Raw genomic sequence first — 18,289 nt, 5'->3', positions numbered from 1 at the left:
ATCGATTACATCGCAACGCGACATTAACCGGATTTGACATGAGTTATTCGGCCAAGGTGCTGTGGGGGGAAGGGCTGTTCCTCCGGCCTCAACACTTTCAGCGGCAGGACGCGTACCACGAGGCGCGCCTGTTCGAGTCCATCCAGGCGATCCAGCCGTACAACTGGGGCGTGCGCTCGGTGCGCATCGACCGCGACGCGCTCGGCAGCAACGTGCTGCGGGTCGCGGAGCTCGCGCTCGTGTTCCCGGACGGTGCGCTGTATGCCGCGCCGCAGGCCGACGACCTGCCGCCGCCGATCGCGCTGGACACGTTGCCCGAGGGCATCAACGAATTCGTGTTCTATCTCGCGCTGCACCCGCTGCGCGAGAACGGCACCAACTACAGCGACGATCCGGCCGCCGGCTTCATGACGCGTTTCGTCAGCGAGCAGACGAGCATCGCCGACAACTTCACCGACGCCGCCGAAGCCGACATCACGTTCCTGAAGACGCAGGTCAAGATGATCGCGCACAGCGAACCGCGCGACCAGCTGCTGTCGGTGCCGCTCGTGCGCGTGCGCCGCACCGCGACGTCCGGTTTCGAGATCGACGACAGCTTCGTGCCGCCGTGCCTCGCGATCGACGCATCGCCGATCCTGCACCAGCGGCTGCGCCAGCTGATCGACGCGCTGCAGGCGAAGGTGAACGCGCTGTACGGCTTCCACCGCGAGCCGTCGAAGAACATCATCGAATTCCGCTCGGGCGACATCGCGTCGTTCTGGCTGCTGCACACCGCCAATGCCGCGTTCGCGACGCTCGCGCACCTGCACCAGCACTCGGCGCTGCACCCGGAGCGGCTGTTCCAGGAGCTGTTGCGCCTTGCCGGCCAGCTGATGACGTTCTCGAAGGGCTATGCGCTCGCCGACCTGCCCGTGTATCGCCACGACGATCCGGGCCCGAGCTTCGCGCGCCTCGACCTGATGCTGCGCGAGCTGCTCGACACCGTGATCTCGACGCGCTACTTCGCGATCACGCTCGACGAGGTGCGTCCGTCGTTCCACCTCGGCCGCCTCGATTCCGGCAAGATCGACGACAAGACCGAGTTCTACCTGGCCGTGTCCGCGGACATGCCGAGCGTCGAGCTCGTCGATGCGGTGCCGGCCCGCTTCAAGGTCGGCGCGCCCGACGACGTCGACAAGCTCGTGCTGTCGGCGATGCCCGGCGTGCGGCTGTCGTATACGCCGCAGGTGCCGCCCGCGATTCCGGTGCGACCCGGCGCGTGCTACTTCGCGCTCGATTCGCGCAGCCCGCTGTACGAGCGCATGCTGCAGGCCCAGTCCGCGATGATCTACGCGCCGACTGGCATCAATGACCTGAAATTCGAACTGATCGCGGTCACATCATGAGCTACGCGCCTTCCCTGTTCGGCGACAACGCGCCGGCACCCATGCATACCCCGGCGTCGACGGATTCCGCGTTCCAGGCCCGCTCGCTGCTCGACCTGCTGTACGACGGGTTCTTCATGCTGTTCCTGCTCAAGAACGGGCGGGAACCGGAAAGCGCAAGCGAGTTCAGCACGCGGATCCAGGAATTCCTGTCGGATTTCGAACGCGGCGCGAAGAAGCTGAATATCGCCGCCGAGGACGTGTACAGCTCGAAGTTCGCGTTCTGCGCGGCCATCGACGAAATGGTGCTGTCGTCGCAGTTCAAGATCCGCGCGGACTGGGAGCGCCGGCCGCTCCAGCTCGTGCTGTTCGGCGAGCAGCTCGCGGGCGAGAAGTTCTACCAGTATCTCGAGGAGTGTCGTGCACAAGGTGCGGCACGGCTGCAGTCGCTCGAGGTGTTTCACATGTGCCTGCTGCTCGGGTTCCAGGGCAAGTATCTGCTCGAAGGGCCGGAGAAGCTCGCGTATCTGACCGCACGGCTGGGTGACGAGATCGCGCACATGAAGGGCAAGCGCGCGCCGTTCGCACCGCATTGGCCGCTGCCGGACCAGATCGCGCACCGGTTGAAGCGCGAGGTGCCGGTCTGGGCGATCGGAACCGTGTTCGCGCTGGTGGCGCTGCTCGGGTATCTCGGGCTCAACACGTATCTGAAGGACAAGACGCTGCAGGCGCTGGCGCCTTATTCGCAGGTGATCAAGGTCGGGCCGGAGTCGGCCAATCTGACGATTTCGCTGCCGTAAGAAGCGCGTCGCTCAAGCACTCCTTCATGGAAAAAGGACCGCCAAGCGGTCCTTTTTTGTTTGCGATCTTCATCGGGATGCCTGAATGGGCGAGATGGTTCGACAGATCGAACGTGCGCCGATGCGTCACGCCATCCAGACATCCTCATAACCTGCATCATCGATGATGAAATGCGCGCCGGCCGGCAACCGCAAATAAGGCAGCACCGACGGCAGATAAGTCGACAGGTGCGCGGCATGCAGCGGCTGATAGAAATCGACGGCGTCGGAGTATTCGCCGCAATGAAGGAACCAGCCGACGTTGTCGCCGTCGGACAGCGCGATGCGCGTGCCGTAGACAGGCATGCGTCCGAGCGTCGACATCGCGACGGCGACCATGTCTTCGGGTTCGACGGCACGCAGGCCGTATCGCGCACAAATGGCTTCCTGATGCGCGCGCAGCGCTGCGGGATCGTCTGCCATGTCCATGCCCTTCCCGATCACTTTCGACGCTCGCATTCGAACCACCAGTCGAGCAGCGTTTCATCGTCCGGATCTTCGAAATTCCGGTAGATGTTCGCGTAGTACCACGCGATCCCGGTGCGTGAGGCAAAACCGTCGAACACGACACGAATCCGCTCGCCGCCCACCGCTGCCGGCACGGACAGCGCCAGCGAACCGCCATGGCGGCCATCCAGCGCGCCGCCCAGCTCGGTCCCGACCTCGCGCTCGAGCCGATCGATTTCATCGGTCGGAATCGCATCGCCGTAGATCTGGATGCAGTAGTTTCCGCCGCGCCTGAGCACGGTCGCCGGGCGATCGGGGGCGTCGTTGCGGACGAGGTCGCCTCTCGCAAGATTCAGCGCGAGGCCCGGCGAGGCCAGCAGTTCGTAGACGCCCGGCTCGACCTCGCAAGCCGGAAGTTCTTCGTGCACCGGCTCGTCGTCGGAACGGCCGGCGTAGACGTAGATCACGTCGAAATCGCGATCGCGCAACGCGTCGGCAAGCGGTTTCAGGTTCGCGTCGTGCATCGCCCCCTCTCGATTGAACATTGCGCGCCGCCCGCGAGCGGCCTGCGTGCCGTCAGAACAGAATGAATGCGTCGTTTTCGATGTAGAACACGAACGCATCGAACAACTGTGCCATGCTCGGCTCGTCGATCTGGTCATGCGCGTTGATCACGATGTCCTCGATCGTCGCACCGTCCAGCGTGACCTGCCACCCAGCTTGCCGGGCGATGGCAGGCACTGCGGCATCCTCGCCGCCTTCGGTGTCGTCGGAGAACGCACCCTCGGTATCGAGCGTCCATGGCATCGGCGGCAGGTAAAGCCACCCGGAGAAATCGCCGGGGCGTTCGAGAATGTGGTGCAGCGGTACTGCGGTCGTGGAATCGAGCGACATGGGTATTGCGGTGGTATCCGGATTGATTGCATTGCATCGGCCGCGCGACTTCCGCGGCAGGCCGTGATTATGCCAACTCCTCGCCCGCCCGCCTCCCGGCGCACGTCAATCGATGCGCAGCCGCGCCGGTGTCCCCGCGAAAATCGCCGCCAGCCCCTGCTTCACGCGCTCCCGTTCGCCGGTCGCGCGCACCACGATCGTGACCAGCCCCAGCCCTTGCGCCCATCCCGCGTCCGGCGCGAGCTCGATATTCAGCATTTCGCCGCGCAGCGATACGGATTCGACACCGCCATAGCCGGCCACCCCGCGCTCGCACACTTCCATGTAATACGTGTCGAGGCCCAGCGCCGCATCCTGTTCGTCATCTTCGGTGCCACGCTGCAGGATCACGTAGTTCGTCGGCGGATCGCGATCCGCGAGGCCGACGACGTGAACGCCGTCCTCGAACGTGTAGGTGGCGATGTCGGCGAAAAACCTGAAATCCATGTCGATCTGCTCCTGGCCCGGGGGCTTCGGCGCCCTCCGGCGGACGGCTTTCGTCAGAGTATTCTGCACGCGCCGGTACGTCACCGCTTTCCGGTGAAATCGATTGCAATCAGGGCCAATTCGACTTCCGGCGCAGCGCGGTTGCGAGTAGTGTCTACGTGCCCGTATTCCGGCTGCCACCGGGGTCGTCCGTCACCCGGCGCTCACCACACGACACTGAACACTGGAGATCTGCGATGAAACGTTCGAAGTTCCTGCTGTCGGGCCTGCTGCTCGCGTCGGCCCTCGGCTTCACGGCCGTCGCCGCGCACGCGGACGACCTGCTCGATTCGGTGAAGAAGGCCGGCGTGCTGCGCGTCGGCCTAGAAGGCACGTATCCGCCGTTCAACTCGCGCGGCACGTCCGGCCAGCTCGAGGGCTTCGACGTCGACGTCGCGAACGCGGTCGCCGGCAAGCTCGGCGTGAAGACGCAGTTCATCCCGACCGAATGGAGCGGCATCATCGCCGGCCTGCAGGCCGGCAAGTTCGACGTGATCGTCAACCAGGTCACGATCACGCCGCAGCGCAAGGAAGCGCTCGACTTCAGCGAGCCGTACACGTACTCGGCCGCGCAGCTGATCCAGCGCAAGGACGACACGCGCAACTTCAAGTCGCTCGACGACTTCAAGGGCAAGAAGCTCGGCGTGACGCTCGGCACCAACTACGACCAGATGGCGCGCACCGTGCCGGGCATCGAAGTGCAGACGTATCCGGGCGCGCCGGAGAAGCTGCGCGACCTCGCCGCAGGCCGGATCGAGGCGACGCTCGACGACCGCCTGATGCTGCCGTACATGATCAAGACGTCGAACCTGCCGCTGCGTGCGGGGGCGGTGCTGAACGGCGGCAAGCAGGAAATGGCGATCCCGTTCCGCAAGGGCAACCCGAAGTTCGAGAAGGCGATCAACGACGCGCTCGATTCGTTGCGCAAGGATGGCACGCTGAAGAAGATCTCGATGCACTGGTTCGGCAGCGACGTGACGGTGCCGGTCGCGCAGTAAGCGGCCCGGCGTTTCGGCGCGTCACGAAGGCGTGGCGCGCCGCCTCAGGCCGCTTCGTCGAAGCGCGCCAGCAGCATCTGGCCGATCGGCGTCAGCGCCGGACGCGCGGCCACGGCATTCATGCGGACCTGCGTATCGTCGACCAGCCGCTTCTCGACCAGCACGGCAAAAGCCGGATTCGATTGATCGACGCTGTCCGGTGCACGCGCAATGCGCAACAGCATCGAGAATTCATGCGGGCTCAGCATGGTCCCTGTCTCCTGATCGTCCGCGATCCGGTTCGAAGCGGCGTCGATCGTGTTTTCGAATGAAATGGCGCGATGCATGACCGCTGCGCGGCCGGGAGCGAGATCCCGGTTGCCTTGCCTGCGACATGGGCACGACGTCGCCAGCTGGTTGCATGCGGCCCCTGTCCGGCGATGCCGGCGCGACGGGAACGTGCAACCTTATGGGTGCGCCGTGACGCGACCGTGACAACAAAACGGGGGCGAAACGACGTGTATTACGTGCCGTTTCCATCCGATGCAGCCCTGATCGACGACGATCCCGAGCGGTTCGCACAGGTGCACCGCGGCGATCGCGCGTGTCGAGCGCGACTTGCTCGGGAGATTGCTGAGTCGCTTGCACTGGCAACGGGAGCTGCTGCCCGTCAGTTGTGCGTGCGGGGTTGTTCGGGCCGATGTGATCGGTGCTGGCGAGCGTCATGAGCAATACGATAGCGTTCCGACAGGGCGTGGACGACAGATTGGCAAACCGGACCGCATCCAACACAATCGGGCCAATACGATTGCTCGACTGCATCGTGTCGAACCAACACACCGCTCTGCCGATCGCCCGGACATGAAATCAAAGAAAACAATGTGTGGAATCGCGGCATGTGTGGTTGCAGCGCTCACGAGCGGCTGCGTCGCCACCCCGAATCTCATTGGCGAAGGCACCGCGGGCATCGAACCGACGAGAGCGGAGGCGATCCTGATCGTCGTGGACTGCAAAATGTTCGACGGCCCCGCCTTCGGTAGCGAAGGTCGCGCGTATCTCGCCGGCTTGGGCGAAGGCATCCAGGGCGCTCTGGCCGACGTGCCGACGAAAATCGTCGAACTGGACGTGATGAAGTTCGTGAATCCGGTCCCGTCGGCCCTGCGTGACATGCGACCGACCCACGTAATCCGCCTGTTCACGGAGTCCGACCTGGTGCGGTACAGCACGCCCATTAGCGCGACCTGGCAAATGGAGGTGTCGAACGTGACGACGACTCCCGTCCCGGCGACCGTCGACAAGCCCGCCGGTACCCGCTACACGATCAAGCCGATCTACAAGGCGCGTGCCGATGGAGAGACCTGCGTCGATTCGGACAGCCTCGCGAAGAAATGCGGCGCAGCGATGGGGAAGATGTTTGGCGACACGTTGCGCGCCGCGCATGTGATGCGCATCGAGGCGGGGACGTAGGCGTGTCGCGCGATGAAGGAAGCCGATCCGACGAGACCGGCAAATGCGTCGAACGGATCAACGCGAAATGCATCGCCGTCGGTGGCGATGCATCGCACATCCGCAGAAAAGACAAAGGGCCGGGAGAATGAATCTCCCGGCCCTTCGTTCAATATGGTGCCGGCTGCAGGACTCGAACCCGCCACCTGATGATTACAAATCAACTGCTCTACCAGATGAGCTAAGCCGGCGTAGCGCGAGATTCTACCTCATTTCACGATCTTGAGGCGAGGTCTGTTGCCGCCTTTCGAGCCGTCGCCGTCGGTCTTCGGCGGTTCGTCGGCACCTTCGGACGGCTCCTCGTTCGCGCCGCTGTCGGCGACCGGCGCCAACGGCGACGCAGGCTCGTCACGCTGCGCATCGTCAGCCGGCACTTCTTCGTCGAACGTGCCCGAATCCTCGCCTTCGCCCGCGACCGCATCGACCTGGAACGCCATGCCCTGTCCGTTCTCGCGCGCATAGATCGCGAGCACGTTGGCCACCGGAATCTCGATCTTGTGCGCCTTCCCGGAGAACCGGGCCGTGAACTCGATCCACTCGTTGCCCATCTGCAACTGGCTCGTCGCCTCGAAGCTGATGTTGAGCACGATCTCGCCGTCACGCACGAACTGACGCGGCACGCGCGTCGAGTTGTCGACCCTCACCGCGATATGCGGCGTGTAACCGTTATCGGTGCACCACTCGTACAACGCGCGCAGCAGATAAGGCTTCGTTGAAATCTCTTGCATCACAATCCTCGAACCCGGAGCGGGCGCGCGGCATGCCGCACCGCCCTCCCCGTCATGCCTTCATTGCAACATTAACGACGCATGACCTTTTCGGACGGCGTCAGTGCCTCGATGTAGGCCGGACGGCTGAAGATCCGTTCGGCGTACTTCATCAGCGGCGCGGCGTTCTTCGACAGCTCGATGCCGTAGTGATCCAGACGCCACAGCAGCGGTGCGATCGCGACGTCGAGCATCGAGAACTCTTCGCCGAGCATGTACTTGTTCTTCACGAAGATCGGCGCGAGCTGCGTCAGGCGATCGCGGATCGCGAGGCGTGCCTTCTCGTGATTCTTCTCCGCTGCCTTGCCCTTCTCGTTCTCGAGCGTGCTGACGTGAACGAACAGCTCCTTCTCGAAGTTGAGCAGGAACAGGCGCGCACGTGCGCGCTGCACCGGGTCGGCCGGCATCAATTGCGGATGCGGGAAGCGCTCGTCGATGTACTCGTTGATGATGTTCGATTCGTACAGGATCAGGTCGCGCTCGACCAGGATCGGCACCTGACCGTACGGGTTCATCACCGAAATGTCTTCCGGCTTGTTGAACAGGTCGACGTCACGGATTTCGAAGTCCATGCCCTTCTCGAACAGCACCAGCCGGCAACGCTGGGAGAACGGGCAAGTTGTGCCGGAATACAGAACCATCATATTTGCGTTTCCTCAAAAAAGCCGAGGGCCGGCACGCGGCAGAACCCCTTTCACGGGTTCCGCCTTGCGCCGGCCCCACGCCGGTCAGGCGTGTTTACTTGATATCTTTCCAGTACGCGGCATTGAGCCGCCAGGCCAGGAAAGTCAGGACACCGAGAAAGATCAGCACCCACACGCCGAGGCGTTTGCGGGTCTGCTGGGCCGGCTCGGACATCCATGTCATATAGGCCACCAGGTCGGCGACCGCAGCATCATAGTCGGGCGACGACAACGTGCCCGGCGTGACCTGCTGGAAGCCGACGAGCGTGTGGACCTTCTCGCCCGTCTCCTCGTCCGTCTTGTCTTCGAATTTGGCAGTGCGCTGCCCCTGCAGTTGCCACAACACATGGGGCATGCCGACGTTCTCGAACACCGCGTTGTTCCAGCCGGTCGGACGCGTATCGTCGCGGTAGAAACTCCGCAGATACGTATACAGCCAGTCGCGACCGCGCGCGCGCTCCTCGACCGACAGGTCGGGCGGCGAGGTGCCGAGCCAGTTCTTCGCGTCTTCGGGCCGCATCGCGACGGACATCGTGCTCCCGACCTTGTCGGTCGTGAACAGGAGATTCGATTCGATCTCCTTCTGGGATATGCCCAGATCCGTCAGACGGTTGTAGCGCATCAGGTTCGCGCTGTGGCAGTTCAGGCAATAGTTTACAAACAATTGCGCGCCGTGCTGAAGCGAAACGAGATTTTCCGTGTTATCGGGCGCCCGGTCGAGCGGAAAATTACCTTCCGCCCGCACGGCCGGTGCCACCAGCAGCGCACACGCGATCGCCCCGATCAGCGCGAGTGTCGAAAGCAGTTTCTTCATGTCGTTCTCTCCTCGCTCACGTTAATGGGGCTTGAAGCGCACCCGCTCCGGCGGCTGCTTGAACGTGCCAAGCGGCGTCCAGACGGGCATGCCGAGGAAGAACGCGAAGTAAATCAGCGCGCAGGCCTGCGCGATCAGCGTCGACGCCGGCGATGGCGGTCGCGTGCCGAGGAACGCGAGGGTCAGGAACGCCGCGACGAAGATCCCGAGGAACACCTTGTGGAACAGCGGCCGGTAGCGGATCGACTTCACCGGGCTGCGGTCGAGCCATGGCAGGAAGAACAGCGTGATCACCGCCGAACCCATCACGACGACGCCCCAGAACTTCGACTCCGTCAGGTACATGAACACGACGATCGCCGCGGCCAGCACCGGCAGGCCGGCCTTCCACTTGCCGCGCGCACGGATCAGCGCAAGCACGCCGAGCAGCGCGATCACGACCATCAGCACGATCTTGAACGGGTCGGTGGTCGCACGCAGCATCGCGTAGAACGCGGTGAAGTACCAGACCGGTGCAATCTCCGGCGGCGTCTGCAGCGGGTTCGCCGGGACGAAGTTGTTCGCCTCGAGGAAGTAGCCGCCCATCTCCGGCGAGAAGAACACGATCAGCGCGCACACCATCAGGAACACGCACACGCCGAAGAAATCGTGCACCGAGTAGTACGGGTGGAACGGGATGCCGTCGAGCGGAACGCCGTTCTCGTCCTTCTTCGCCTTGATCTCGATACCGTCCGGGTTATTTGACCCCACTTCGTGCAGCGCAACGAGGTGCGCGACCACGAGGCCGACCAGCACGAGCGGAATCGCGATCACGTGGAACGCGAAGAAGCGGTTCAGCGTGACGTCGGACACGACGTAGTCGCCGCGAATCCACAGCGACAGGTCGGGGCCGACGAACGGGATCGCGGAGAACAGGTTCACGATCACCTGCGCGCCCCAGAACGACATCTGGCCCCACGGCAGCAGGTAGCCGAAGAACGCCTCGGCCATCAGGCACAGGAAGATCGCGCAGCCGAAGATCCACACGAGTTCCCGCGGCTTGCGGTACGACCCGTACATCAGCCCGCGGAACATGTGCAGGTAGACGACCACGAAGAACATCGATGCACCGGTCGAGTGCATGTAGCGGATCAGCCAGCCCCACGGCACCTCGCGCATGATGTACTCGACCGACGCGAACGCGAGCGTCGAGTCGGGCTTGTAGTTCATCGTCAGGAAGATGCCCGTGACGATCTGGTTGACCAGGACCAGCAGCGCAAGGGAGCCGAAGAAGTACCAGAAGTTGAAGTTCTTCGGCGCGTAGTACTCGGAAACGTGCTTCTTCCAGGTGGACGTGAGCGGGAAGCGCTGGTCGATCCAGCCGGTGAGACCTGTCGTGGAGACTTCCTTGTTGTCGGCGGCCATCACGCTTCTCCTTTCTCGTCCTTGCCGATCACGACGGTCGTTGCCGACGTGAACATGTAGGGCGGGATGTCGAGATTCTGAGGCGCCGGCTTGTTCTTGAACACACGGCCGGCGAGGTCGTAGGTCGAACCGTGGCACGGGCACAGGAAACCGCCCGGCCAGTCGTCCGGCAGGTTCGGCTGCGGACCCGGCGTGAAGCGTTGGCTAGGCGTGCAGCCGAGGTGCGTACACACGGCCATCACGATGAGAATGTTCTTGCGGTCGGCCCGCGACCGATATTCGTTGGCGCAATACGCGGGCAACGGCATCGAATACGGGGATTTCGTGGTCGGATCGGCCACTTCCTTGTCGGCCTTGACCACGTCGGCCAGCATGTCGTCCGTGCGGTTCAGGATCCACACCGGCTTGCCGCGCCACGGCACGGTGACCATCTCGCCGGGCTTCAAGCCGCTGATATCGACCTCGACCGGGGCTCCGGCCGCTTTCGCTTTCGCGGACGGCGCAAGCGACGCCGCGAAAGGTATGACGGTGGCTACGCCTCCTACGCCACCTGCTACGGATGTCGCAATCAGCCAGGTACGGCGGCCGCTGTCGACGCGTTTCTCTTCCTTGTCTCGCATCACACGCCCCACTTCTGAGTTGGATTTTCCGTCACGACTTTCCATTCCGCCGCTAGTTTGCTCGAATGGAGTCGCCATTTACAAGGCCCGGATATGAAAATCCCTTCGAAGTGTTTGATAGTTAAGGGTTATCCCCCACTATCGGAGCGATTAAATCATTTCTCTTTTAAGCAAACGCTTCATTGTGAAATTTCGATGCACCGCCGCAAATCCGTCGCTCAGACCGGATTATGAATATCGATAAAAAGGTGCTCGATATCGAATTCTTCGGACAAGTGGGCGCCAAGCGCCTGGATTCCGTAGCGTTCGGTCGCATGGTGCCCCGCCGCAACGAACGCGACGCCGCTCTCGGCCGCCGCGTGCGTGGTCGATTCGGACACCTCGCCGGTCAGGAACACATCCGCGCCGGCGTCGATCGCCGCGTCGAAATAGCTCTGTGCGGCGCCCGTGCACCACGCGATGCGGCGCAGCTGCATGTCGGCGTCGCCCAGCACGAGCGGCGTGCGGCCGAGCGTACGCTCGACCTTCGCGACGAAGTGCTCGAGCGAGACGGGCATCGGCAGCGTCGCCATCCAGCCGAGGTCGCCTTCGCCAAAACGCTGTTCCCCGATCAGCCCGAGCTTGTCGCCGAGCTGCGCGTTGTTGCCGAATTCGGGATGCGCGTCGAGCGGCAGGTGGAACGCGAACAGGTTCAGGTCGTTCGCGAGCAGCAGCTTCAGCCGCTGGTACTTGCGGCCCGTGATCTGCGGCGCCTCGTTGCGCCAGAAATAGCCGTGATGGACGAGCACGGCATCTGCCCCCCATTCGAGCGCGGCCTCGAGGAACGCGACCGACGCCGTCACGCCGGTGGCGATCTTCTCGATCTTGCGGCGCCCCTCGACCTGGAGGCCGTTCGGGCAATAGTCCTTGAAGCGCGCGGTTTCAAGGGTATTGTTCAAGTACAATTCAAGTTCGATCCGATCCATATAAACCTCTAATCCATTCAGATGCTTAGACGCTTCTGGCTGTTCTTCGCGCAGGCGGTTACCGTGCTGCTCGCGCTGATGTTCATCGTCGTGACGCTCAAGCCGCAATGGCTGCAACGGCAAGGACAGCTCGGCAAGCAGCTCGCCACGCCGATCGTTGCGCTGCGGGAAGTCGCGCCCGGCATCGGCGGCGCACCGGCGACCACGTCGTACGCCGAAGCCGCGCAGAAGGCGATGCCGGCCGTCGTCAACGTGTTCTCCAGCAAGGACGGCTCGCTGCCGCCCGACCCGCGCGCGAAAGATCCGCTGTTCCGCTACTTCTTCGGCGACCGCAACGCCCGCAAACAGCAGGACGAACCGGCCGCCAACCTTGGCTCGGGCGTTATCGTGAGCCCTGAAGGTTACATTCTAACGAACCAGCACGTCGTGGACGGCGCCGACCAGATCGAAGTCGCGCTCGCCGACGGCCGCACGTCCACCGCGAAGGTGATCGGCAGCGATCCCGAGACCGATCTCGCCGTGCTGAAGATCAACATGACGAACCTGCCGACGATCACGCTCGGCCGCTCCGACCAGTCGCGGGTCGGCGACGTCGTGCTCGCGATCGGCAACCCGTTCGGCGTCGGCCAGACGGTCACGATGGGGATCATCAGCGCACTCGGCCGCAACCACCTCGGCATCAACACGTTCGAGAACTTCATCCAGACCGACGCGCCGATCAACCCCGGCAACTCGGGCGGCGCGCTGGTCGACGTGAACGGCAACCTGCTCGGCATCAACACGGCGATCTACTCGCGCTCGGGCGGCTCGCTCGGCATCGGCTTCGCGATTCCGGTATCGACCGCGCGCACGGTGCTCGAAAGCATCATCACGACGGGCTCGGTCACGCGCGGCTGGATCGGCGTCGAGCCGCAGGACGTCACGCCGGAGATCGCCGAGTCGTTCGGGCTTCAGCAGAAATCGGGCGCGATCGTCGCGGGCGTGCTGCAGGGCGGCCCCGCCGACAAGGCCGGCATCAAGCCGGGCGACATCCTCGTCAGCGTGAACGGCGATGAAATCACCGACACGACGAAGCTGCTGAACACCGTCGCGCAGATCAAGCCCGGCACGCCGACCAAGGTGCACGTCGTGCGCAAGGGCAAGGAGTTCGACGTGAACGTCGTGATCGGCAAGCGCCCGCCGCCGCCGAAGCAGACGCTCGACGACCAGGACAGCGATACCGAATGAGATTCGGCGGGCGGTGCACCGCCCGCCGGCCGCAACGCGAAAACGAAAAGGGCAGCCGGTTGGCTGCCCTTTTTTCTTTGTATCGAACGACTCTCGTTACCGGGAAGAGGCGCTGGCCGCCCGCCTTTCGACCGACGCGGCTACCGGGAGGCCGCTTCGGAACGCTGGTCGCAAGACCGGCCGCCGCGCACCACCCGGCGCTGCGCCGTCAACTCGCGGCTTCGCCGTTCCCCGCCTCGCCCTCTTCGGCCGGCTTCTTCGGCACGAAGAACCGCGCGGCCAGCAGCCCGATCTCGAACAGCACGATCAGCGGCAGCGCGAGCATCAGTTGCGAGAACACGTCCGGCGGCGTGACGACCGCCGCGACCACGAAGGCGCCGACGATCACGTAGGGCCTCATCTCCTTCAGCTTCTTCAGGGACAGCACGCCCATCCGCACGAGCAGCACGACGACGATCGGCACCTCGAATGTGACCCCGAACGCGATGAACATCCCCAGCACGAAGCTCAGGTAGTTGTCGATGTCGGTCGTCATCTCCGCCCCGAGCGGCGCGTTGTAGTGCGCCATCACGCGGAAGATCGTCGGGAACACGAGGAAGTACGCGAACGCCATCCCGCACAGGAACAGGAAGTAGCTGCTGCCGACGAGCGGCGCGACGAGCTTCTTCTCGTGCTGGTACAGGCCCGGCGCGACGAACGCCCAGATCTGGTACAGCACGATCGGCAGCGCGATCACGAGCGCGACGAGCATCGTGACCTTCATCGGCACGAAGAACGAGCCGGTAACGTCGGTCACGATCATCTTGCCGTCTTTCGGCAGGTTCTCCATCAGCGGCCGCGCGAGCAGCTTGAAGATGTCCGGGGCCCAGTAGACGAGCCCGAGGAACACGACGATCACGGCCAGCCCCGCGCGAATGATGCGATCGCGAAGCTCGACGAGATGGGAAATGAAGGTTTCTTCCGGGGCGTCGCCCGGGTTCTGCTGGGGGTCGCTCACACCGGCCCTCGGTAGGATTGACGAGCGAGCATGCGCTCGACTCAGAAGAAGCGCGTCGGCCGGCGCAGGCTGGCCGGCTGGTGGCGCGCGACACGCGCGGCGCCCGACTGCACGTGCGTGCGGCGGGTCGTCGCGCGCTTGTACCAGACAGGCGTCGCCGCCTGCTTGATGCGCCAGTTGCGGCGCTTCGGCGCAAGCGCGGCCGAACTGCCGCGCCACGACGGCGTCGCGGGGGCGCCGGAACCGTAGGAACCGGCGTCGCCGGAAGCCCCGTCAAGACCGCCGACCGCGGAATGCCACGTGTCGTTCAGGTCCTTCTCGTGCTCGCGCAGGTTGTCGTGAATCGTCGTCTCGACATTGCGCGCAGCCGATTCGAAATCGGTCTTCATCGTCCGCAGCGCGTCGAGTTCGATTTCACGCGAGACCTCGGCCTTCACGTCGTTGATGTACCGCTGCGCGCGGCCGAACAGCGCGCCTGCCATGCGCGCGACGCGCGGCAGGCGCTCGGGGCCGAGCACCACGAGCGCGACGACGCCGATCAGCGCCATCTTCGAAAGACCAAGATCCAGCATCGCGAATGCCTGTCAGCGGGCCGGCGTTACGCCTTGTTCGAATCGGAACGCGTCGTTTCCTTCGCGTTGACGTCGACCGAGCCCGAGCGCGGCAGTTGCTGCGCGTCCGCCGGCGTTTCGCCTTCCTTCATGCCGTCCTTGAAACCCTTCACGGCGCTGCCGAGATCGTTGCCGATGTTGCGCAGCTTCTTCGTACCGAAAACCAGCGCGACGATCAGCAGGACGATCAGCCAGTGCCAAATGCTCAATCCACCCATGATGAAACCTCTCCTCAACCACGCCGCTGCGCGGCGCAAATCGCCGGCGACGCGCCGGCTTCGACTATCGGATGCGGGGAAACGCCCCGCGTCGTCAACCCATCCGCTGCCAGGGGCGCGGGCCGGCCAGGATGTGCGCGTGCAGGTGGTAGACCTCCTGCCCGCCACCCGGACCCGTATTGATCACCGTGCGAAAGCCGGTTTCGCCGCCCGTATACGCGACGCCGAGCTGGTCGGCGAGGCGCGAGACGAGCAGCATCAGCCGGCCGAGCATCGGCGCATCGGCCTCGCTTGCCGCCGACAGCGTCGGCAGGTGCTGGCGCGGAATCACGAGCACGTGCGTCTCGGCCGCCGGGCGGATGTCGCGGAACGCGACGAATTCGTCGTCCTCGTGCACCTTCGTGCTCGGGATCTCGCCTGCCGCGATCTTGCAGAACAGGCAATTCGGATCGTGACTCATGTTGCTCCTGCAAACGCCCGCGCGCGGCCGGTCAGAACCACGCCTGCGGATCGAGCGTCTTGTTGTCGTTCAGGTACAGCCAACCCTTGATGATACGGTACAGCGTCCAGATCCATGTGACAAACATCACTGCAAATCCGATCACGATGAACATCAGCGCGAACCCGATGACGTACGCGATCAGCGCGCGCCAGAACGTGCGGATCTGCCACTCGAAGTGAGCGGCGTACGGCGTGCCGGCCACATCGTCGCGCTTCACGTAGTTGATGATGATCGCGATGATGCCCGTGACACCGCCCGTCAGCCAGTGAAACGCATAGAGGCCGTAGAGCACGTGAGTCAGCGTGCGCAGCCCGTTCAGGCGTTCGGCATCCGCCGCCCCCGGCACCGCAGGCGTCGGAAACTGGTTCGACGTATCGTTCATGATGCTACCCCCGTTAGATGACAATTCTTACAGCTTACCGCACTGTTGCCACCCCGGCGGGGCAATGCCCGTCACCCGCCGTTTTCCTCGCGTTCGCGGCGCTTGCGCAGCGCTTTTTCCTCGATGCCCGACAAGCCTTCGCGGCGCTCGAGTTCGGCGATCACGTCGGCCGGGCTCAGGTCGAAATGCGACAGCATCACGAGGCAGTGGAACCACAGGTCGGCCACCTCGCTCACGAGCGCGGTCGGCGCGCCGCCCTGGCGCACATCCTTCGCGGCCAGCACGACTTCCGTCGCCTCTTCGCCGATCTTCTTCAGCACGGCATCGTCGCCCTTGTGGAACAGGCGCGATACGTACGATTGATCGGGGTCGCCGCCCTTGCGGCCATCGATCACGGCCGCGAGGCGCAGCAGCGTGTCTTGAGTCGATTGCGTCATTTGTAGATGTGTTCGGGATCTTTCAGCACCGGCTCGACGGTGACCCAGTCGCCGTTGTCGACGGTGCCTTCGAATTTCTGGAAGAAGCACGAATGCCGGCCGGTGTGGCATGCGATGCCCGACACCTGCTCGACCTTCAGCAGCACGACGTCCTCGTCGCAGTCGAGCCGCACCTCGTGCACGTGCTGCACGTGGCCCGACTCCTCGCCCTTGAACCACAGGCGCTTGCGCGAGCGCGAATAGTAGACCGCGCGCTGCGTCTCGATCGTCTTCGCCAGTGCCTCGCGATTCATCCACGCGAACATCAGCACGTCGTTCGTCGACGCTTCCTGCGCGATCACCGGCACGAGGCCGTTGTCGTCCCAGCGGACCTTGTCGAGCCACGCGGGCAGGGATTTCGTTTCCGTATTCATCACAGCCTCACCGGGATGCCCTGATCGGCCATGAAGCGCTTCGCCTCGCCGACCGTATGCTCGCCGTAGTGGAAGATACTCGCGGCCAGCACCGCATCGGCGCGACCGTCCTTGATGCCGTCGGCCAGATGCTGCAGCGAGCCGACGCCGCCCGATGCGATCACCGGCACCGGCACCGCGTCCGATACGCCGCGCGTGAGCGCGAGGTCGAAACCCGACTTCGTGCCGTCGCGATCCATGCTCGTGAGCAGGATCTCGCCCGCGCCGAGCTCGGCCATCTTGCGCGCCCATTCGATCGCGTCGAGGCCCGTGTTCTTGCGGCCGCCGTGCGTGAACACTTCCCAGCGCGGCGTCTCGCCGTCGGCCGACACGCGCTTCGCGTCGATCGCGACGACGATGCACTGCGAGCCGTACTTGTCGGCCGCGTCGCGCACGAGCTGCGGGTTCGCGACCGCCGACGAATTCATGCTGACCTTGTCCGCGCCCGCGTTCAGCAGGCGCCGCACGTCCTCGACGGCGCGTACGCCGCCGCCGACGGTCAGCGGGATGAACACCTGCGACGCAACGGCTTCGATGATCGGCAGGATCAGGTCGCGCTGGTCGGACGTCGCGGTGATGTCGAGGAACGTCAGTTCGTCGGCACCCTGGTCGTCGTAGCGGCGGGCGATTTCGACGGGATCGCCGGCATCGCGCAGCTCGACGAAGTTGACGCCCTTGACGACACGCCCGGCAGTCACGTCCAGGCAGGGGATGATGCGTTTAGCTAGAGCCATGATGTTGCGCCAAATGCCGCGCTGGGACGGCCGGTTGCGGAAGCCTCGCGCGAGGCTTCCGGTCGGGGCCGCCCGCGGGCAGCCCCGGCGAACGGGACAACCGCGTTACGCGTTGTCGAGTTCGCCGTTCAGTTCGTCCGCGCGCTTTTGCGCGGCCGCGAAATCGAGATCGCCGGAGTAGATCGCACGGCCGCAGATCACGCCTTCGACGCCGTGCTCTTCCACTTCGCACAGGTTCTCGATGTCCGTGAGGTTCGACAGGCCGCCGCTGGCGATCACCGGGATTCCGACCGCCTGCGCGAGCTTCACGGTCGCGTCGATGTTGATGCCCTGCAGCATCCCGTCGCGGCCGATGTCCGTGTAGACGATCGACTCGACGCCGTAGTCCTCGAACTTCTTCGCGAGATCGATCACTTCGTGGCCGGTCAGCTTGCTCCAGCCGTCGGTCGCGACCTTGCCGTCCTTCGCGTCGAGGCCGACGATGATGCTGCCGGCGAACGCGGTGCACGCGTCCTGCAGGAAGCCCGGATCCTTCACGGCCGCCGTGCCGATGATCACGTAGGACAGGCCCGCATCGAGATACTTCTCGATCGTCTCGAGGCTGCGGATGCCGCCGCCGAGCTGTACGGGGATTTCATCGCCGACTTCTTCGAGGATCGCTTCGATCGCCTCGAGATTCTTCGGCTTGCCGGCGAATGCGCCGTTCAGGTCGACCAGATGGAGCCGCCGGGCGCCGAGATCGACCCACTTGCGGGCCATCGCCGCCGGGTCCTCGGAAAAAATCGTGGCCTGGTCCATATCGCCCTGTTTAAGGCGCACACACTGACCGTCTTTGAGATCGATGGCCGGAATCAGCAACATAGCAATCGGGTGTCGTCGTGGAAGAAGAAAAGAATCCGGCGCGTACCGGCCAATCCGGTACCG

At 64.2% G+C, this 18,289-nt stretch carries 25 protein-coding genes and 1 tRNA gene; 5 read left to right on the top strand and 21 right to left on the bottom strand.

Annotation, left to right across the window (positions count from 1 at the left end; genetic code table 11):
- Window positions 1-38: 38 nt before the first annotated feature.
- Window positions 39-1,385, top strand: a complete 1,347-nt coding sequence (gene tssK / locus AC5LXK_RS02080; RefSeq protein ID WP_493390104.1) for a type VI secretion system baseplate subunit TssK — start codon at window positions 39-41, stop codon at window positions 1,383-1,385.
- Window positions 1,382-2,164, top strand: coding sequence for a type IVB secretion system protein IcmH/DotU (gene icmH / locus AC5LXK_RS02075; protein WP_493390103.1), 783 nt, complete (start codon window positions 1,382-1,384; stop codon window positions 2,162-2,164). The genes tssK and icmH overlap by 4 nt, the downstream gene beginning before the upstream one ends.
- A 126-nt stretch (window positions 2,165-2,290) precedes the next feature.
- Here icmH and AC5LXK_RS02070 read toward each other — a convergent pair whose 3' ends face one another.
- From AC5LXK_RS02070 to AC5LXK_RS02055, 4 genes are all read right to left on the bottom strand, one after another.
- Window positions 2,291-2,626 carry an immunity protein Imm33 domain-containing protein gene (locus AC5LXK_RS02070; protein ID WP_493390102.1) on the bottom strand — a complete coding sequence of 112 codons (336 nt, stop codon included), beginning with the start codon at window positions 2,624-2,626 and terminating at the stop codon, window positions 2,291-2,293.
- A gap of 17 nt (window positions 2,627-2,643) precedes the next feature.
- Window positions 2,644-3,174 (bottom strand): DUF4265 domain-containing protein, encoded by a 531-nt coding sequence (locus AC5LXK_RS02065; protein ID WP_493390101.1) that lies wholly within the window; start codon window positions 3,172-3,174, stop codon window positions 2,644-2,646.
- A 52-nt stretch (window positions 3,175-3,226) separates the two neighbouring features.
- On the bottom strand, window positions 3,227-3,544 hold the full coding sequence (locus AC5LXK_RS02060) for a DUF7716 domain-containing protein (protein WP_493390100.1): 318 nt from the start codon (window positions 3,542-3,544) through the stop codon (window positions 3,227-3,229).
- Window positions 3,545-3,649: 105 nt separating this feature from the next.
- The gene (locus AC5LXK_RS02055; protein WP_493390099.1) at window positions 3,650-4,030 is read right to left on the bottom strand and encodes an Imm10 family immunity protein; all 381 of its coding nucleotides are present in this window, start codon (window positions 4,028-4,030) and stop codon (window positions 3,650-3,652) included.
- 236 nt (window positions 4,031-4,266) lie between these two features.
- Here AC5LXK_RS02055 and AC5LXK_RS02050 point away from each other — a divergent pair, with 236 nt between their 5' ends.
- A complete protein-coding gene (locus AC5LXK_RS02050; protein WP_011350749.1) occupies window positions 4,267-5,067 on the top strand; it encodes a transporter substrate-binding domain-containing protein in 801 nt (266 codons plus the stop codon).
- A gap of 44 nt (window positions 5,068-5,111) precedes the next feature.
- Here AC5LXK_RS02050 and AC5LXK_RS02045 read toward each other — a convergent pair whose 3' ends face one another.
- Window positions 5,112-5,315 carry a hypothetical protein gene (locus tag AC5LXK_RS02045; protein WP_493390098.1) on the bottom strand — a complete coding sequence of 68 codons (204 nt, stop codon included), beginning with the start codon at window positions 5,313-5,315 and terminating at the stop codon, window positions 5,112-5,114.
- A gap of 592 nt (window positions 5,316-5,907) precedes the next feature.
- On the opposite strand from AC5LXK_RS02045, the gene AC5LXK_RS02040 reads away from it, so the two are divergent.
- Window positions 5,908-6,513 carry a hypothetical protein gene (locus tag AC5LXK_RS02040; RefSeq protein WP_493390097.1) on the top strand — a complete coding sequence of 202 codons (606 nt, stop codon included), beginning with the start codon at window positions 5,908-5,910 and terminating at the stop codon, window positions 6,511-6,513.
- Window positions 6,514-6,667: 154 nt separating this feature from the next.
- Here the strand turns inward: AC5LXK_RS02040 and AC5LXK_RS02035 are convergent.
- From AC5LXK_RS02035 to AC5LXK_RS02005, 7 genes are all read right to left on the bottom strand, one after another.
- A tRNA-Thr gene (locus tag AC5LXK_RS02035) sits at window positions 6,668-6,743 on the bottom strand.
- Window positions 6,744-6,761: 18 nt separating this feature from the next.
- Window positions 6,762-7,280, bottom strand: a complete 519-nt coding sequence (locus tag AC5LXK_RS02030; RefSeq protein ID WP_493390096.1) for a ClpXP protease specificity-enhancing factor — start codon at window positions 7,278-7,280, stop codon at window positions 6,762-6,764.
- 71 nt (window positions 7,281-7,351) lie between these two features.
- Window positions 7,352-7,963 carry a glutathione S-transferase N-terminal domain-containing protein gene (locus AC5LXK_RS02025; protein WP_006400565.1) on the bottom strand — a complete coding sequence of 204 codons (612 nt, stop codon included), beginning with the start codon at window positions 7,961-7,963 and terminating at the stop codon, window positions 7,352-7,354.
- Window positions 7,964-8,057: 94 nt separating this feature from the next.
- Window positions 8,058-8,816: a cytochrome c1 gene (locus AC5LXK_RS02020; protein ID WP_493390095.1), complete on the bottom strand. Its 759-nt coding sequence runs from the start codon at window positions 8,814-8,816 to the stop codon at window positions 8,058-8,060.
- A gap of 21 nt (window positions 8,817-8,837) precedes the next feature.
- Window positions 8,838-10,220 carry a cytochrome b gene (locus tag AC5LXK_RS02015; RefSeq protein ID WP_493390094.1) on the bottom strand — a complete coding sequence of 461 codons (1,383 nt, stop codon included), beginning with the start codon at window positions 10,218-10,220 and terminating at the stop codon, window positions 8,838-8,840.
- A complete protein-coding gene (gene petA / locus AC5LXK_RS02010; protein ID WP_493391174.1) occupies window positions 10,220-10,840 on the bottom strand; it encodes a ubiquinol-cytochrome c reductase iron-sulfur subunit in 621 nt (206 codons plus the stop codon). Before petA ends, AC5LXK_RS02015 begins: the two co-directional genes overlap by 1 nt.
- A gap of 218 nt (window positions 10,841-11,058) precedes the next feature.
- Window positions 11,059-11,805: a Nif3-like dinuclear metal center hexameric protein gene (locus AC5LXK_RS02005; RefSeq protein WP_493390093.1), complete on the bottom strand. Its 747-nt coding sequence runs from the start codon at window positions 11,803-11,805 to the stop codon at window positions 11,059-11,061.
- Between the two features lie 21 nt (window positions 11,806-11,826).
- Between AC5LXK_RS02005 and AC5LXK_RS02000 the strand changes: the two genes are divergently transcribed.
- The gene (locus AC5LXK_RS02000) at window positions 11,827-13,032 is read left to right on the top strand and encodes a Do family serine endopeptidase (protein WP_493390092.1); all 1,206 of its coding nucleotides are present in this window, start codon (window positions 11,827-11,829) and stop codon (window positions 13,030-13,032) included.
- 208 nt (window positions 13,033-13,240) lie between these two features.
- Here AC5LXK_RS02000 and tatC read toward each other — a convergent pair whose 3' ends face one another.
- From tatC to hisA, 9 genes are all read right to left on the bottom strand, one after another.
- Window positions 13,241-14,029, bottom strand: coding sequence for a twin-arginine translocase subunit TatC (gene tatC, locus AC5LXK_RS01995; RefSeq protein ID WP_493390091.1), 789 nt, complete (start codon window positions 14,027-14,029; stop codon window positions 13,241-13,243).
- A 41-nt stretch (window positions 14,030-14,070) separates the two neighbouring features.
- Window positions 14,071-14,601 (bottom strand): Sec-independent protein translocase protein TatB, encoded by a 531-nt coding sequence (gene tatB, locus AC5LXK_RS01990; RefSeq protein WP_493390090.1) that lies wholly within the window; start codon window positions 14,599-14,601, stop codon window positions 14,071-14,073.
- 26 nt (window positions 14,602-14,627) lie between these two features.
- Window positions 14,628-14,858 (bottom strand): Sec-independent protein translocase subunit TatA, encoded by a 231-nt coding sequence (tatA, locus tag AC5LXK_RS01985; RefSeq protein WP_034183658.1) that lies wholly within the window; start codon window positions 14,856-14,858, stop codon window positions 14,628-14,630.
- A 94-nt stretch (window positions 14,859-14,952) separates the two neighbouring features.
- Entirely contained in the window at window positions 14,953-15,318 is a 366-nt protein-coding gene (locus AC5LXK_RS01980; RefSeq protein WP_175847160.1) for a histidine triad nucleotide-binding protein, read from the bottom strand.
- A gap of 31 nt (window positions 15,319-15,349) precedes the next feature.
- Complete coding sequence (locus AC5LXK_RS01975; protein ID WP_493390089.1) at window positions 15,350-15,742, bottom strand: DUF4870 family protein; 393 nt, start codon at window positions 15,740-15,742, stop codon at window positions 15,350-15,352.
- Window positions 15,743-15,813: 71 nt separating this feature from the next.
- Window positions 15,814-16,179, bottom strand: a complete 366-nt coding sequence (locus AC5LXK_RS01970) for a phosphoribosyl-ATP diphosphatase (RefSeq protein WP_059232565.1) — start codon at window positions 16,177-16,179, stop codon at window positions 15,814-15,816.
- On the bottom strand, window positions 16,176-16,592 hold the full coding sequence (gene hisI / locus AC5LXK_RS01965) for a phosphoribosyl-AMP cyclohydrolase (RefSeq protein WP_175847162.1): 417 nt from the start codon (window positions 16,590-16,592) through the stop codon (window positions 16,176-16,178). Before hisI ends, AC5LXK_RS01970 begins: the two co-directional genes overlap by 4 nt.
- Complete coding sequence (gene hisF, locus AC5LXK_RS01960) at window positions 16,592-17,365, bottom strand: imidazole glycerol phosphate synthase subunit HisF (RefSeq protein ID WP_011350732.1); 774 nt, start codon at window positions 17,363-17,365, stop codon at window positions 16,592-16,594. Before hisF ends, hisI begins: the two co-directional genes overlap by 1 nt.
- A gap of 105 nt (window positions 17,366-17,470) precedes the next feature.
- Entirely contained in the window at window positions 17,471-18,226 is a 756-nt protein-coding gene (gene hisA / locus AC5LXK_RS01955; protein ID WP_175847163.1) for a 1-(5-phosphoribosyl)-5-[(5-phosphoribosylamino)methylideneamino]imidazole-4-carboxamide isomerase, read from the bottom strand.
- Between the last annotated feature and the right edge of the window lie 63 nt (window positions 18,227-18,289).

It is taken from the genome of Burkholderia pulmonis, from assembly GCF_984667975.1.
Note: the sequence above shows the minus strand (reverse complement) of the source record. Positions and strands in the feature narration are given on the sequence as shown.